This window comes from Xanthomonas sp. NCPPB 3583 (assembly GCF_041475715.2).
Lineage (GTDB): Bacteria > Pseudomonadota > Gammaproteobacteria > Xanthomonadales > Xanthomonadaceae > Xanthomonas > Xanthomonas euvesicatoria.
Genome location: NZ_CM191263.1, coordinates 3,315,421 through 3,329,681, shown reverse-complemented (window position 1 = coordinate 3,329,681; position 14,261 = coordinate 3,315,421). Strand labels below are relative to the sequence as shown.

The following is a 14,261-nucleotide window of genomic DNA, read 5'->3' as shown; positions in this document are numbered from 1 at the left end:
CCCCTCTCCCGCCGGGAGAGGGGTTGGGGTGAGGGTTGGTGCGAAGCATCGTGCTGTTTGAGTGCACTTGGCTTCGCTCGTACCCTCATCCGGCGCTGCGCGCCATCTTCTCCCGAGGGGAGAAGGAAGATGTGTCAGCCGACGCTGCCTTCCAACGAGACTTCCAGCAGCTTCTTGGCTTCCACTGCGAACTCCATCGGCAGCTCGCGGAAGACCTGCTTGCAGAAGCCGTCGACGATCAACGACACCGCATCTTCCTGGCTGATGCCACGCGCGCGGCAATAGAAGAGTTGGTCGTCGCTGATCTTGGAGGTGGTGGCCTCGTGTTCGACGGTGGCACCCGGGTTCTTCACCTCGATATAGGGAAAGGTGTGGGCGCCGCACTGCTTGCCGATCAACAGCGAATCGCACTGCGTGTAGTTGCGTGCGCCATCGGCATTGCGGTCCACCTTGACTTGGCCGCGATAGGTATTTTGGCCGCGGCCGGCACTGATGCCCTTGCTGACGATCTTGCTTTTGGTGCGCTTGCCGATGTGGATCATCTTGGTGCCGGTGTCGGCCTGCTGACGGTGGTGGGTCAGCGCGACCGAATGGAATTCGCCCACCGAATCGTCGCCAATCAGCACGCACGACGGATACTTCCAGGTGATCGCCGAGCCCGTTTCGACCTGGGTCCAGGTCACCTTGCTGCGCGCGCCACGGCATTCGGCGCGCTTGGTGACGAAGTTGTAGATGCCGCCCCGGCCCTCCTCGTCGCCCGGGTACCAGTTCTGCACGGTGGAATACTTGATTTCTGCATCTTCCAGCGTCACCAGCTCGACGACCGCCGCATGCAGCTGGTTCTCGTCGCGCATGGGCGCCGTGCAGCCTTCCAGATACGAGACGTAGGCCTTGTCTTCGCACACGATCAAGGTGCGCTCGAACTGGCCGGTATGGCCGGCATTGATGCGGAAGTAGGTGCTCAATTCCATCGGGCAACGCACACCCGCAGGGATGAACACGAAACTGCCGTCGGAGAATACGGCCGAGTTGAGCGCGGCGAAGTAGTTATCGCCCACCGGCACCACGCTGCCAAGATACTGCCTGACGATCTCCGGGTGTTCCTTGATGGCCTCGGACATCGAACAGAAGATCACGCCTTTTTCGGCCAGCTCCTTGCGGAAGGTGGTGCCGACCGAGACCGAATCGAACACCGCATCGACTGCGACGCCGGCCAGCTTGGCGCGCTCGTGCAGCGGCACGCCCAGCTTGTCGTAGGTGTCCAGCAATTCCTTGGGCACCTCGTCCAGCGAGGCGTACTTCGGGCCCTTGGGTGCGGAGTAATAGCTCAACGCCTGGAAATCGATCGGCGAGATCTGCAGTTTCGCCCACTCCGGCATCGGCATCTTCAGCCAATGGCGATAGGCCTCAAGACGCCAGTCGGTCATCCATTGCGGCTCGTCTTTCTTGGCCGACAACGCACGGATGACGTCTTCGTCCAGGCCGGGCGGGAGTGAGTCCGATTCGATTTCGGTGATGAAGCCGGCGTCGTAACGTCGACCCAGCCGTTCGAGGATCTGCGCATTCTGCGGAGGAGCAAGTTCGGTGGCCATTGGGCTGCCTACAGGTCAGGTGGTCGCGACGCGTGCGGCGATCGAACGCCGACGGCTGTCGCCAGGGAGAGAGAGGGGCTGCAACATCTGCGCGAGCGTGACGCGACGCAAGGCATCGCCGACCACGTCGTTGATCAGGCGCCAGTTCGACCGCACGCCGCAGCGCTGCGCGATACCGCACTGGCTGTGGTCCTGGCTGCATTCGGTGATCGCCAACGGACCTTCCATCGCTTCGACGATCTCCACCAGGGTGATGTCGCTGGCGGCGCGCGCAAGCCGGTAGCCGCCGTGCACGCCGCGCAAGCCTTCGACCAGGCCTGCCTGCGACAACGGCTTGAGAATCTTGCTGACAGTCGGTGCTTCCAGACCGGCCTGTTCGGCCAATTCGCTTGCGCTGAGCACCTGATCGCAGCGTGCCGCCAGGACGGTCAGCACCACGGTGGCGTAATCGGTGAGTTTGGTGACGCGCAACATGGGGAAGGCAGAATCCGAAAGCGGACCGAAATTGTACTCTTTCCGGCAGGGCAGGGCCAACGGCGCGGTTCAGCCGCCGGCAAGTGTGGCCCGTTGCGGCGCACGCTGCGCTTGTGCTTGGCGCAGTGGCGCGCTGCAGTCACAATGAGCGGCCCCATCACTGGACCCTTACATGTCGCGCAAAGTTGCCGCCCGCAAGTCTCGTATCCACGGCAATGGCATGTTCGCCCTCGCCCCGCTCCGCAAGGGCGAGCGCATCATTCAATACAAGGGGCGGCTGCGCACGCATGCCGAAGTGGATGCCGACGACACCGGCGACGTGGAAAGCGGGCATACCTTTTTGTTCACGCTCAGCGACGACTACGTGCTGGATGCCAACTACGAAGGCAATGTCGCGCGCTGGATCAACCACAGCTGCGATCCCAATTGCGAGGCGGTGATCGAAGAAGCCGAGGGCGACGACCGCCGCAAGGACAAGATCTTCATCGAGGCCAAGCGCGACATCAAACCCGGCGAAGAGCTCACCTATAACTACGGCATCACCCTTGCCGAGCGTCATACGCCACGCCTGAAGAAAATTTGGGAATGCCGGTGCGGCTCGAAGAATTGCACCGGAACGATGCTGCAACCCAAGCGCTGAGCACGCAGCCATGTGGCGCGTACTGACGCCGCGCACACATCGGTTCACGGATGCGCAACGGCATGATTCCTAGGGTCTGGGCTTCTTTTCAAGGAGCCTCCCATGTCTTATTCGCTCTCTGGCAAAACCGTCGCCGTGCTGGCCACCGATGGCTTCGAGCAATCCGAACTGACCGAACCCAAGCGCCTGCTGGAAGGCTGGGGTGCCAAGGTCGAGGTGATCGCGCCCGGCGACGGCGCGCAAATTCGCGGCTGGAATCACACAGAGTGGGGCGATTCGGTAACGGTCGATCGGCGGCTAGATCATGCAGCGGCGGAATCCTACGACGCACTGGTGTTGCCTGGCGGTGTGCTCAATCCCGACACACTGCGCACCGATGAGCAGGCAATCACGTTCATTCGCGCGTTTTCGAACGCACAAAAACCGGTGGCGGCGATCTGTCACGGGCCGTGGTTGCTGCTCGAAAGCGACTTGGTCCGCGACCGCAAGGTCACTTCATGGCCATCGGTCAAGACGGACCTGATCAATGCCGGTGCGCGCTGGCAGGATGCCGAAGTGGTGGTCGACGGCCAACTGATTACCAGCCGCAAGCCGGACGACATTCCTGCATTCGCCGCAGCCGTGGCCAAGGCCTTGGCTGCATAGGTTCTTCACTGGCCAGTGTCAGCTCGAAACACCAAGGCCCGGCGCAGATGCGTCGGGCCTTGATGTGTAGCCTTGCGTGGATTGTCGCCATCCACGCCAATACCACGCGGACCTACTTCCCGGACAGCGCTGCCGCGGGCACCAGTTGCTCGATGTTCTGGTTGAAGTTGACCGCAACCCGCCCGTTCTGGATGCCGACCGATTCCACCTGCACCGCACCCATCACGGATGCAATGGCCGGGTCGATCCGATAGATCGGCTCCTTGCGCGCATAGTCGGCCAGCCAGGTATTGAGCAGCTGCCGCGTGCTGTGGTCGAGCTTTGCGCCTGCATGGGCGGGGCGGAAGTCGTCGATGCTGGGTTGATCCAGATAAAAGCCCTGTTTGGCCACGTCGTAGCGCAGTGCGCTGGTCAAGGTCACATTGCCGACCGGTGCAGGAGCGCCGCCTGCGGTCGCCACGGCAAGATCGAAGGCCATCTTGAGCCGATCGCCTGGCGGCAACGATAGCGCCGGGTTGCTGACCGTCATCGCGATCAGCCCGCCCAGCGTGTCATGTGTCTGTGGGAAGCGACCACCCAGATAGTGCTGCAGGTCGCTGGCCTGCACGCTGATTTGTTTTCCCTGGATCTGCGGCGCAGCCCAGGCGCTGGTGATGGGCATTGCCAAGGCGAGGGCGAGCATGGAACCGGCAAGCGAACGCAGTTTCATCGGGTGACTCCGGCAACAGGTGACATCACCTTAGTCGGCGCCGGTGAACCACGGGTTAGCGCAACACCGGCTGCAGCGTGGCCGAATAGATTTCCCAGCCATCGCTGCCGGCCCGGGGTTGCAGCCGGTATGCCCCGACCAGGCGTTGCGTGCCGGTGGTGGTGCGTACCGTCAATTGCACCGGTACTTCGATACGCTGTGGCGGCTGCGCCTGATCCAGTGCAAAGGGCGGATCGTTGTTGATGCGCATCGACTGGATATTGGGGATGGCACGCAAGGCCGCATCGTCCGGTACCGGGGGAGGGCGACCGCCGGCCCATAAGGCATCGGCCTGCGCGCGCGCCGCTCCCGGCAACGCGCCGAGGTAGCGTTGAACGGTGGCGCTTGCTTGGGCGTAGTTGGCCAACGTAATGGCATCGGTGGGATCAGCCGCAGGGGCGGGTGATGCGGTCGCGGTGCCGGTAGCGGCGTTATCGCGCGGGCGCGATGCGCTCGCAGCGTGCGTCGCCGAGGCGACGTTTGCCTGCGGATCGCCAGTGCGATGACAGCTGCAACCGGAAAGTGCGGCTGCGATAACGAGCATTCCCATCCAGCGCATGGCGCGTCCCATCCCCGAGGTGCGCAGTGTAGCGGGTACGTGTGGCGATGCGTCTTCAGGCGCCGGTGGCGGGGTGTACGCGCTGCAGGCGTTCCAGCAGCAGCTGCAGTTTGGGACGCAATGCGTCCAGCGTATCGCTGGGCTGGGCGCGTGGGCGGGCCGCCAGGTCTTCCAGCAACTGCGAGCCTACGGTCAGTGCCGCGCATTCGTCGCTGCTCAGGTCGCGGCGCAGGTGCAGTTCTTCGAGCAGCCGCATCCAGTCGGCGCGCGAGCGTTGTTCGAATTCGATGGTGCAGCGGTCGTCACAAGGGCGGCCGTCGTTTTCGATCGGCGTGACCGTGATGCGATAGCGTTTGCGGGACATATGGGTCGCGTCGTTCTGGGCTGTGCTCACCATAGGCGTAGGACGCAACCGTCTCGATAGGGTGGCCCATGACGCAGTGTTCCAACGTGCTCAGTTTGCTGGCCGAGCGGCATGTTTGCGCAGGAGCGGCAGCGGATCGTACGCACCGTTGCGTCCATAGACACCATAGTGCAGGTGTGGCGGCGTGCCGCGCGCATTGCCGGTGCTGCCGACCTTGCCGAGCAGGGTGCCGGGCTCGACCACATCGCCTACTGCGAGGCCGGCAACCCAATCGTCAAGATGCGCGTAGTAATGCCGTTCCATCGCTGGACCCAGCAGCCAGACCTGTTTTCCGCCCAGGCCCTGGTCGCGGATGGCGCTGACCACGCCGCGCGTTGCCGCCACCACCGGTGTACCGCGTGGCGCGAAGATATCCACGCCCGCATGCGTACGGTCGCGGCCACGCGGTGCACCAAAGGTGTCGGCAATCTGTCGCGCACGCACGCCTTCCACCGGCACATGCAACTGCGCAGGCGGCGGCATTTGCGACAGCTCCCAGCTGGTACGGAGCTGATGGGCGATCGGCAGCTGCCAGGCCCAGCGCGCGGCCACCGCCAGCACGCACAACAGCGCAATGGAGACAACAATGCTGCGCAGGCGACGTGCCGGGCTACGGGTGGCAACTCGGCGTGGCGACGATGGCGGGGTGTTCGACGGACCGGTCACAGGCACCTGCAGATGGCGAACCAGCATGCAGGGTAGGGCAGTGCCGATGAGCGGTATGTGCTGCTCTCTGCGGAGCGAGCGCAAAAAAAAGACGGCCCGCAGGCCGTCTTCGTGATACAGGATGCGTGCTCGATTAGAGCGCCGCGTCCTTCAACTTCTTCAGTGGACGTGACTTGAGCTTGGTGGTCGCAGGCTTGGCGGCGAACATCTGCTCTTCCTTGGTGAACGGGTTGATGCCCTTGCGCTTCGGCTTGGCCGGCACGTGCACGGTGGTCAGCTTGAGCATGCCCGGGATGGTGAAGCTGCCGACGCCCTTCTTGCTCAGCGAGGCGTGTGCGGTGGCTTCCAGCGAAGCCAGCACGGCGCGGACGTCCTTCGGGGCCAACTGGGTGCTTTCGGCAATGTGCGCGACAAGGCCGGTCTTGCTCAGTGCTTCCTTGATCGGCTTGGGCGCAGCGGACTTGGCAGCAGCGGCCTTGGCCGGCTTTGCGGTCTTGGTCGCGGCGACCTTTTTCACTGCCTTCTTGGGGGCAGCCTTCTTAGCGGCGGTTTTTGCCATGAGTGATGTGTTCCGTATTCGTTGGTGGTGTTGGGTCTGCCGACCCAGTCGGCAACGCGAAATGTAGGGCAACTGCTGCGCGCCGCCAATAGGCAAACGATGAAACAGCACGAAAAAAGCATCTTTCGACGGGGATTCGTTCACCAGCGGCAGAAAAAGCGCACAAAACGCATCGGCTTGCCCGTGCCATGCGCGCGTTGGCTGCATGTCTGACGCACAGCAGCAGATCGTTTGCGCGAGCAAACGCCGCAACACGCATCCGGGGCGACGATGCAACGAGCCGATAAGGCCAGCCTTTTGGGGGATGCATGTAACGGGGCCACGCGCCGACAAGATGGCTGCCATCGATTGCAAACGTGGACGCACGTTCCATGTGCGGCAAATGGAGCGGTTATTGGGCGCTATGCAGCCTTCGGCCTTGTATTGCCCTGCATCCACCTTCCGGTGATCAGGCGCTGGCGCGGCGGTTTGCGCAGATGTTCGAATCGTTTTCGGCGTGCCATGCGCGCCACGCGAAGGCACCGCGCGATACGCGACATGCAGACCCGCCGCGTTTCAATCAGTCATTGGCCGCGGACAGGCTGCGGCCGCGTTCGGTCGCTGCGGCAATGGCCTGGGCGGTGAGGGCTTCAAAGCCGCCGGCCTGGAACGTCTCGATGGCGGCGTGGGTCGTGCCGTTGGGCGAGGTCACGCGGCGACGCAGGACCTCCGGTGGTTCGCCCGATTCGGTGAGCATGCGTGCGGCACCGAGCAGCGTTTGCAGCACCAAGGTGCGCGCGGTTGCGGCGGGCAGGCCCTGCGCTTGCGCGGCAGCTTCCATCGCTTCTGCCAAGAGAAACACATAGGCCGGTCCGCTGCCGGAGACCGCGGTCACCGCATCCATCTGCACTTCGTCGTCGATCCAGACGGTAACGCCGGCGCTGTCCAGCAGTTGGGTCGCCTGTTGGCGTTGCGCCGCCGACACGCGCGCGTTGGCGTACAGCCCGGTGACACCGGCGCCGAGCAGGGCGGGTGTGTTGGGCATGGCACGAACCACCGCGATATCGCCGCCCGACCAGCGCTGCAGCTGCGTGGCGGTGATGCCGGCAGCGATGGAAACCAGCAGCGGTTGTTGTGCCTGCGCCAGATCGGCCAGTTGCGCGCACACCATTGGCAAGACCTGCGGCTTGACCGCCAAGACCCAGGTCGTGGCCGCATCGACAGCGGCGCGCGCATCCTCGACCACCTGCACGCCGAAGTCGCGCGCCAAGGCGTCGCGCAGCTCGGCCACCGGCTCGGCCACGCGGATGCTGGCAGCCGGCGTGCCCTGCCGGATCAGCCCGGCAATCAGGCTGCGCGCCATGTTGCCGCCGCCGACGAAAGCGATGGACGTGGCAGCGGAAGACGAGGGCGATGACGAGGCAGGTGTGTTCATTGCGGCACCTTCATAAGACGAATCGATGTGGGAGGCGAGGCGATCAGGCAGAGGCGGCCGGCGCCTGATCGCGCGCACCGAACAACGCCGTGCCCACCCGCACCATGGTGGCGCCGGCCGCGATCGCTTCGGCGAAATCCGAGCTCATGCCCATCGACAAGGTGTCCACCTGCCGATGGCGGGCTTGCAGCTGCTCGAACAGCGCCTGCATGCGCATGAACGCGGCCTGGCGTCGTGCCTGATCCGGAAACGGGGCAGGGATGGCCATCAGTCCGCGTAGCTGCAAACGCGGTTGCAGGGCGATCGCTTCGGCCAGGCTGTCGATCGCTTCGGGTGCGCATCCATGCTTGCTGTCCTCGTCGTCGATGTTGACCTGGATCAACACATTCAACGGCGCGCGGTCGGCAGGGCGATGGCGTGCCAGCAGCGGAATCAATTTGGCGCGGTCCACCGTCTGCACCCAATCGAAGCACTGGCTCGCCAGTTCGGCCTTGTTGGATTGCAGGTGGCCGATCAGATGCCATTCCAAACCCAACGCACGCAACTGGGCAATCTTGGCATCGGCTTCCTGCACGTAATTTTCGCCGAAGGCGCGCTGGCCCTGCGCGGCCAGGGCGGCGACGGCGTCGGCCGGCTTGGTCTTGGAGACCGCCAGCAGCCGCACGTCGGCACGCGCGTGTGCGGCCGCCGCGGCGTGGATGGCATCGAGAATCTGCTGCAGCGACGAAGCCGGCACGTGGCATTCCGAAGAAAGGCGGGAGCGCTATAGTGCCGGCCGCAGACGCTTCCATCCAGTTGGGGGCTGCCAGGCGCCTGGATCGGCGCGCCGGCGCTGCGTGTATTTAGAGGAGTGTCTGGAAGCAAGGTGGGAGACCGTCCCCTGGTCCGCCCAAGGCCCGGCGCGATACGCACTGACGGCAGCGCGGCCGGCTACTCTCGGGCCAGCGCTGCGCTCGCCAGCGAGTCCTTGAAGCCACCGAGCAGCAGCCATTCGGCCTTGGGCGGTTCCGCACCCGGGCGCAAGGCAACGGTTTCAGCCAGGCGCGTTGCGGCCGACCTGAACCGGCAACAGGGCTGCTTCCCGCCGGCAGCCAGAACGCTATACTGCCGGCCGGGGAGTACCTTCCAATCGCAGCCTAGGGGAAAAGCAGCGCATGGATATCGCTGAACTATTGGCGTTTTCTGTCAAGAACAAGGCATCGGACCTGCACCTGTCTGCAGGGCTGCCGCCGATGATCCGTGTCGATGGCGATGTCCGTCGCATCAATATTCCGGCGTTGGATCACAAGCAGGTGCACGCGCTGGTGTACGACATCATGTCGGACAAGCAGCGGCGCGATTACGAGGAATTTCTCGAGGTCGACTTTTCGTTCGAAATTCCGTCGCTGGCGCGTTTCCGCGTCAATGCGTTCAACCAGAACCGCGGCGCCGGCGCGGTGTTCCGTACCATTCCGTCCGAAGTGCTGACGCTGGAAGACCTGGGCTGCCCGCCGATCTTCCGCCAGCTGATCGACCAGCCGCAGGGCCTGATCCTGGTCACCGGCCCGACCGGCTCGGGCAAGTCGACCACGCTGGCAGGCATGATCGACTACATCAACAAGAATGAGTACGGGCACATCCTCACCGTCGAGGACCCGATCGAATTCGTGCACACCTCGCAGAAGTGCTTGATCAACCAGCGCGAGGTGCATCGCGACACCCACGGTTTCAACGAGGCGCTGCGCTCGGCACTGCGCGAAGACCCGGACATCATCCTGGTCGGCGAATTGCGCGACCTGGAAACCATTCGCCTGGCGCTCACCGCCGCGGAAACCGGCCACCTGGTGTTCGGCACCTTGCACACCAGCTCGGCGGCCAAGACCATCGACCGCATCATCGACGTGTTCCCGGCCGGCGAAAAGCCGATGGTGCGCTCGATGCTGTCCGAATCGCTGCGCGCAGTGATTTCGCAGGCACTGCTGAAGAAGGTCGGCGGCGGCCGCACGGCGGCGTGGGAAATCATGGTCGGCACCCCGGCCATCCGCAACCTGATCCGCGAGGACAAGGTGGCGCAGATGTATTCCTCGATCCAGACCGGCCAGCAATACGGCATGCAGACGCTGGATCAGCATCTGCAGGACCTGGTCAAGCGCAGCCTGATCACGCGCAACCAGGCCCGCGAGTACGCCAAGGACAAGCGGATATTCGAGTAGCCGGGATTCGGGATTCGGGATTGGGGATTCGCAACTGCGATTTCCCGTGCCGGACCCGCTCTTGCCAATCCCGAATCTCCACTCCCGAATCCCTGCTCCAGAGGAGCACGCCATGAGCACCATCGACTTCACCTCCTTCCTCAAGCTGATGGCGCATCAGAAGGCCTCGGACCTGTTCATCACCTCGGGCATGCCGCCGGCGATCAAGGTGCACGGCAAGATCAGCCCGATTACCCAGACCCCGCTGACTGCGCAGTAGAGCCGCGACCTGGTGTTGAACGTGATGACGCCGTCGCAGCGCGAGGAATTCGAAAAGACCCACGAGTGCAATTTCGCCATCGGCGTATCCGGGGTCGGGCGTTTCCGTGTGAGCTGCTTCTATCAGCGTAATCAGGTGGGCATGGTGCTGCGCCGGATCGAAACGCGCATCCCCACCGTGGACGAGCTGAGCTTGCCGCCGGTGATCAAGACGCTGTCGATGACCAAGCGCGGCATCATCATCTTTGTCGGCGCCACCGGAACCGGTAAATCGACTTCGCTGGCGGCGATGATCGGCTACCGCAACCAGAATTCCACCGGGCACATCATCACCATCGAAGACCCGATCGAATTCGTGCACAAGCACGAGGGCTGCATCATCACCCAGCGCGAGGTCGGCATCGACACCGACAGCTGGGAAAATGCGCTAAAGAACACCCTGCGCCAGGCGCCGGACGTGATCATGATCGGCGAGGTGCGCACCCGCGAAGGCATGGACCATGCGATCGCCTTCGCCGAAACCGGCCACCTGGTGCTGTGCACGCTGCACGCCAACAACGCCAACCAGGCGATGGACCGCATCATCAACTTCTTCCCAGAGGATCGGCGCAACCAGCTATTGATGGACCTGTCGCTCAACCTCAAGGGCGTGGTCGCGCAGCAGCTGATTCCGACCCCGGACGGCCGCGGCCGACGCGTGGCGATGGAAATCATGCTGGGCACGCCGCTGGTGCAGGACTACATCCGCGATGGCGAGATCCACAAGCTCAAGGAGATCATGAAGGAGTCCACCAACCTGGGCATGCGCACCTTCGACCAGAGCCTGTTCGAGCTCTACCAGGCCGGCGAAATCAGTTACGAAGATGCGCTGCGCTACGCCGACTCGCAGAACGAAGTACGCCTGCGCATCAAGCTCTCGCAGGGTGGCGATGCCAAGACCTTGTCGCAGGGCCTGGACGGTGTGGAAATTTCCGAAGTGCGCTGAGTGCAGCACGCTTCGGTGCCCGCGTGCACGGGTGCCAGTGTCGACGGATAACAAACGCGGATACCTGCCCGGGCGTGCACGGAACTGACCTGCTGGCGCCGCGGCGACGCCAGCCCGTCTGCGTGCCGCTGCCATTTCGTGCCGGGCGTGGCGACCAGCGTTGCGCCAGGATCGTACCGACGACGCGGCCCGGGCCGCCGCGTGGAGGAATCGCCTGAGCGCGCCAAAGAAGAAGACGGCCCGGCTCGAATCGTCCGCGCATCTGCCGACGATCGAGAAGCCCGGCCATACCGTTGCCGCGCCGTCCCGGCATGCCCGGGTGCTGCGGAGGAGGCGGCGGTCGACGGCCGGCCGAGGCGCCCCTGTCACGCAGCGAGCTGGCGAGGCGTCGTCCCGGTTTCAGATGTAACCGGGTAGGTCGATAGTGTCTAATATCGCACCCCACTGCAGTGCCCAAGCCCGTGAGCCTTCCCGATTCCGATCTGCGACCGGAGCAAGAACCCTTGCCCGACGATGGTGCCGTGGTCACCGCCGGCCCGCTCACTCCTCCGCCGGATTCGGCCGGAACTGCCGCCGACGACCACGCCTTCCATCATTCGGTGGCTGAGGATGCGCAAGGCATGGTGCTGGCGACCCTGGTTGCATCCCTCGGTCTGGCCATCTTTGCCAAGGGCGGGCTGATGATCGGCGGCATGGCCGGCGTGGCCTTCCTGTTGCACTACGCGCTGCACTGGAATTTCGGCCTGGTGTTCGTGCTGGTCAATCTGCCGTTCTATTGGCTGAGCGTGCGCCGGATGGGGTGGGAATTCACCCTGAAGACCTTCGCGGCAGTCGGCGCGTGCGGCGTGCTGACCAACCTGCTGCCGCGCTGGGCCGACTACGCGCACATGAGCACGGCATTTTCGGCAATCGCCGGCGGCGCGCTGTCTGGCCTGGGAATCTTGTTCTTCATTCGCCACCGCGGCAGCCTGGGCGGCATCGGCATCCTAGCGGTGTACCTGCAGCGCGAGCGTGGCTGGAGCGCGGGCAAGGTGCAAATGAGCTTCGACGCGATGCTCATGCTGGTCGCCTTCTTCGTGCTGACCCCGGACAAGGTGCTGTATTCGGCCATCGGCGCCTTGATGCTGAGTCTGGTGCTGATGTTCAATCACCGCCCGCACCGCTATATGGGCGTGTGATACGTGCCGAAGATCGCTCGCATGCGTCCGGGAGCGGCTAGCACGATGTCGCGGGCAGACGGTCAGCGGGCGCGGCTGGCGCGGCCAGAACCGCAGCGTGCCAGCGATGCATGCCGCTTTCCGTGTAACGGCCAGGCCCGTCTGGCGACAAGCGCCGTCGTTTGTCAGCAGTTCTAGGTGGTTTCGCGTGCCGGGCAATCGGTAGGCAACTGCAGCCGTTGCATCAACCCGCGCGCATCGAACGGTGCATGCACCTTCATGTCGTTGTCGAAATAACAGTACACATCGCGCATTGCGCGCTTGCGGGCGCGTGCGCCGACCCGGGCTGCATCGTCCGGTTCGGCTCCGCTGGCCCACGCGGCGATGCGTGCTGCCCAGCGATCCAGTGCGGTATCGCTGTAGCCGCTGGCGTACAACTGCGCATCGCCATGCAGACGCACATAGACAAAATCGGCGCTGACGTCCTCCATGTACGGGAATTTGCCTGCGGTGTCGGCGACCACCACCGCGACATTGTGACGCCGCAGCAGGCGCATGCAGGCTGGATCGCAGAAGCTGTCGTGACGAACTTCCAATGCGTGACGGATCGGCCGATTGCGATCGATTGCCAGGGCGCTGCGGCCCTGCATCAGCGCGGTGTCGCGCTTGCGCGCCCGCGCCAACGCGGCCTCGCTGTCGCGCGGCAGGCTGCCTAGAAATGCGTCCAGCAGCTCGGCATCGAACCGGAGTGTCGGCGGTAGCTGCCACAGGACCGGGCCCAGTTTGGCGCCCAGCCGCAAGATTCCCGAAGCGAAGAAGTTGGCCAGCGCCTGCTCGCAATCGCGCAGGCGCTTCATGTGGGTGATGAAGCGCGGGCCCTTGACCGAAAAGACGAAGTCCTCGGGCGTTTCGTCATGCCAGCGCTGGAAGCTGTCCGGGCGCTGCAGCGAATAAAAGGAGCCATTGATTTCCACGCTGGGAAAGCATCCCGCGGCGTATTCGAGCTCACGCCGCTGGGCCAGGCCAGCCGGATAGAACGTGCCGCGCCAGCGTGCGTAACGCCAACCGGAAATGCCGATGCGAATAGCCATGACCCCGAGCATTTCGCGTGCGCCGTGCAAGAGGTGTCTAGCCGCGCTGGACCGTGCGCGTTTTCGCCGGCGTCTGCGCCTGCAGCCAGGGCGGCGCCAGTGCCCGGATCTGCGCAAACACCGGGCACCGGGCATGGTGTGCGCCGGGCAGGTAGCCCAGGCTCATCAGGAACTCGCCGGTGATTTCGCCGCCGGTGAAGCGGAAGGTCTTCTTGAACAGCTTGACCCAGGCCGGTTTGTCGAGCGGGTGGTGGGCGTCCAGCCACTGCGCGAAGCTGCCGTGCGTGGCGCGTAGCGCCTGGATGACCTGTGCATTGTGGATGGCCGCCAGCACCTTGAGGCGATTGCGGATGATGCCGGCATCGCCCATCAACCTGCTGATGTCCTGGTCGCCATATGCCGCAACAGCGTCCACGTCGAAGCCGTCGTAAGCCCGCTGGAAATTGACGCGCTTGCGCAGGATGGTTTCCCAGCTCAGTCCGGCCTGGTTGATCTCCAGCACCAGCCGTTCGAACAACTCGCGTTCGTCGCGCTGCGGAAAGCCATACTCGTGATCGTGGTAGTGGCCATGGACCGGATGGCCTGGGGCGATGCTGCAGTAACCGCTCATGTGGATGCCTGTGGTTGTGGGGCGAGGCTTGCCAGTCGCGCGCCGGTCGCTGCCGTGGCGGGCGAGCGGCAGTAGCGCAGAGGCCGGGAGGCCGTTTGCGCCGCTGCAGCGCTGCAACTCGCACGCATCGCGGTCAAGCTGAACGTGTCGGTCAGGCGCCGCATGCGGTCTGCCGCGAAGGCTGCCGCATCGGCGGCATCGCACGTTTCCGGCGCCGGCAAGGCCCAGTATGGCAGCGGCTCTGCGCGCGGCGAAGCGAACGGCTAGA

At 64.3% G+C, this 14,261-nt stretch carries 15 protein-coding genes and 1 pseudogene; 5 read left to right on the top strand and 11 right to left on the bottom strand.

The genetic code is table 11. The annotated features are described in order from the left end of the window. Positions 1-134 precede the first annotated feature (134 nt). Entirely contained in the window at positions 135-1,592 is a 1,458-nt protein-coding gene (sufB, locus tag ACCQ07_RS14545) for a Fe-S cluster assembly protein SufB (protein ID WP_008571839.1), read from the bottom strand. Between the two features lie 15 nt (positions 1,593-1,607). Further along, positions 1,608-2,066, bottom strand: a complete 459-nt coding sequence (locus ACCQ07_RS14540; protein WP_011348117.1) for an SUF system Fe-S cluster assembly regulator — start codon at positions 2,064-2,066, stop codon at positions 1,608-1,610. 172 nt (positions 2,067-2,238) lie between these two features. Between ACCQ07_RS14540 and ACCQ07_RS14535 the strand changes: the two genes are divergently transcribed. Together ACCQ07_RS14535 and ACCQ07_RS14530 are read left to right on the top strand one after the other, a co-directional pair. Further along, positions 2,239-2,706: an SET domain-containing protein gene (locus ACCQ07_RS14535; RefSeq protein WP_003487757.1), complete on the top strand. Its 468-nt coding sequence runs from the start codon at positions 2,239-2,241 to the stop codon at positions 2,704-2,706. A 102-nt stretch (positions 2,707-2,808) separates the two neighbouring features. Then, positions 2,809-3,351, top strand: a complete 543-nt coding sequence (locus ACCQ07_RS14530) for a type 1 glutamine amidotransferase domain-containing protein (protein WP_209261259.1) — start codon at positions 2,809-2,811, stop codon at positions 3,349-3,351. 112 nt (positions 3,352-3,463) lie between these two features. Here ACCQ07_RS14530 and ACCQ07_RS14525 read toward each other — a convergent pair whose 3' ends face one another. From ACCQ07_RS14525 to ACCQ07_RS14495, 7 genes are all read right to left on the bottom strand, one after another. Next, a complete protein-coding gene (locus tag ACCQ07_RS14525; protein ID WP_008571834.1) occupies positions 3,464-4,060 on the bottom strand; it encodes a DUF1439 domain-containing protein in 597 nt (198 codons plus the stop codon). A gap of 55 nt (positions 4,061-4,115) precedes the next feature. Continuing rightward, complete coding sequence (locus ACCQ07_RS14520; protein ID WP_071117359.1) at positions 4,116-4,658, bottom strand: hypothetical protein; 543 nt, start codon at positions 4,656-4,658, stop codon at positions 4,116-4,118. Between the two features lie 55 nt (positions 4,659-4,713). Beyond that, on the bottom strand, positions 4,714-5,055 hold the full coding sequence (locus tag ACCQ07_RS14515) for a DUF3861 family protein (protein ID WP_071117357.1): 342 nt from the start codon (positions 5,053-5,055) through the stop codon (positions 4,714-4,716). A gap of 57 nt (positions 5,056-5,112) precedes the next feature. Then, a complete protein-coding gene (locus ACCQ07_RS14510) occupies positions 5,113-5,754 on the bottom strand; it encodes a M23 family metallopeptidase (RefSeq protein WP_057680719.1) in 642 nt (213 codons plus the stop codon). A gap of 106 nt (positions 5,755-5,860) precedes the next feature. Then, positions 5,861-6,286, bottom strand: a complete 426-nt coding sequence (locus ACCQ07_RS14505) for an HU family DNA-binding protein (protein WP_008571830.1) — start codon at positions 6,284-6,286, stop codon at positions 5,861-5,863. Between the two features lie 559 nt (positions 6,287-6,845). After that, on the bottom strand, positions 6,846-7,700 hold the full coding sequence (gene proC / locus ACCQ07_RS14500; RefSeq protein ID WP_033478563.1) for a pyrroline-5-carboxylate reductase: 855 nt from the start codon (positions 7,698-7,700) through the stop codon (positions 6,846-6,848). Positions 7,701-7,743: 43 nt separating this feature from the next. Beyond that, the gene (locus tag ACCQ07_RS14495; protein WP_008571828.1) at positions 7,744-8,436 is read right to left on the bottom strand and encodes a YggS family pyridoxal phosphate-dependent enzyme; all 693 of its coding nucleotides are present in this window, start codon (positions 8,434-8,436) and stop codon (positions 7,744-7,746) included. A gap of 418 nt (positions 8,437-8,854) precedes the next feature. On the opposite strand from ACCQ07_RS14495, the gene ACCQ07_RS14490 reads away from it, so the two are divergent. The 3 genes and pseudogenes from ACCQ07_RS14490 to ACCQ07_RS14480 all read left to right on the top strand — a co-directional run bounded on the left by ACCQ07_RS14490 (position 8,855) and on the right by ACCQ07_RS14480 (position 12,313). Beyond that, positions 8,855-9,892, top strand: coding sequence for a type IV pilus twitching motility protein PilT (locus ACCQ07_RS14490; RefSeq protein ID WP_003489919.1), 1,038 nt, complete (start codon positions 8,855-8,857; stop codon positions 9,890-9,892). 112 nt (positions 9,893-10,004) lie between these two features. Continuing rightward, positions 10,005-11,135 (top strand): annotated as a pseudogene (locus ACCQ07_RS14485) (PilT/PilU family type 4a pilus ATPase). A 503-nt stretch (positions 11,136-11,638) separates the two neighbouring features. After that, positions 11,639-12,313: a YitT family protein gene (locus ACCQ07_RS14480; RefSeq protein ID WP_008571826.1), complete on the top strand. Its 675-nt coding sequence runs from the start codon at positions 11,639-11,641 to the stop codon at positions 12,311-12,313. A gap of 173 nt (positions 12,314-12,486) precedes the next feature. Here the strand turns inward: ACCQ07_RS14480 and ACCQ07_RS14475 are convergent, their stop codons facing one another. Together ACCQ07_RS14475 and ACCQ07_RS14470 are read right to left on the bottom strand one after the other, a co-directional pair. Continuing rightward, positions 12,487-13,413: a DUF72 domain-containing protein gene (locus tag ACCQ07_RS14475; protein WP_031423562.1), complete on the bottom strand. Its 927-nt coding sequence runs from the start codon at positions 13,411-13,413 to the stop codon at positions 12,487-12,489. 7 nt (positions 13,414-13,420) lie between these two features. Further along, entirely contained in the window at positions 13,421-13,993 is a 573-nt protein-coding gene (locus ACCQ07_RS14470; RefSeq protein ID WP_184419895.1) for a DNA-3-methyladenine glycosylase I, read from the bottom strand. Positions 13,994-14,261 lie beyond the last annotated feature (268 nt).

Bases quoted from the DNA above. Each gene is read 5' to 3' on its own strand.
- ACCQ07_RS14470 (WP_184419895.1), bottom strand. From the start codon at position 13,993: ATGAGCGGTTACTGCAGCATCGCCCCAGGCCATCCGGTCCATGGCCAC.
- ACCQ07_RS14535 (WP_003487757.1), top strand. From the start codon at position 2,239: ATGTCGCGCAAAGTTGCCGCCCGCAAGTCTCGTATCCACGGCAATGGC.
- ACCQ07_RS14525 (WP_008571834.1), bottom strand. From the start codon at position 4,060: ATGAAACTGCGTTCGCTTGCCGGTTCCATGCTCGCCCTCGCCTTGGCA.
- ACCQ07_RS14520 (WP_071117359.1), bottom strand. From the start codon at position 4,658: ATGCGCTGGATGGGAATGCTCGTTATCGCAGCCGCACTTTCCGGTTGC.
- ACCQ07_RS14505 (WP_008571830.1), bottom strand. From the start codon at position 6,286: ATGGCAAAAACCGCCGCTAAGAAGGCTGCCCCCAAGAAGGCAGTGAAA.
- ACCQ07_RS14510 (WP_057680719.1), bottom strand. From the start codon at position 5,754: ATGCTGGTTCGCCATCTGCAGGTGCCTGTGACCGGTCCGTCGAACACC.
- ACCQ07_RS14490 (WP_003489919.1), top strand. From the start codon at position 8,855: ATGGATATCGCTGAACTATTGGCGTTTTCTGTCAAGAACAAGGCATCG.
- ACCQ07_RS14515 (WP_071117357.1), bottom strand. From the start codon at position 5,055: ATGGTGAGCACAGCCCAGAACGACGCGACCCATATGTCCCGCAAACGC.
- ACCQ07_RS14530 (WP_209261259.1), top strand. From the start codon at position 2,809: ATGTCTTATTCGCTCTCTGGCAAAACCGTCGCCGTGCTGGCCACCGAT.
- proC (WP_033478563.1), bottom strand. From the start codon at position 7,700: ATGAACACACCTGCCTCGTCATCGCCCTCGTCTTCCGCTGCCACGTCC.
- ACCQ07_RS14540 (WP_011348117.1), bottom strand. From the start codon at position 2,066: ATGTTGCGCGTCACCAAACTCACCGATTACGCCACCGTGGTGCTGACC.
- sufB (WP_008571839.1), bottom strand. From the start codon at position 1,592: ATGGCCACCGAACTTGCTCCTCCGCAGAATGCGCAGATCCTCGAACGG.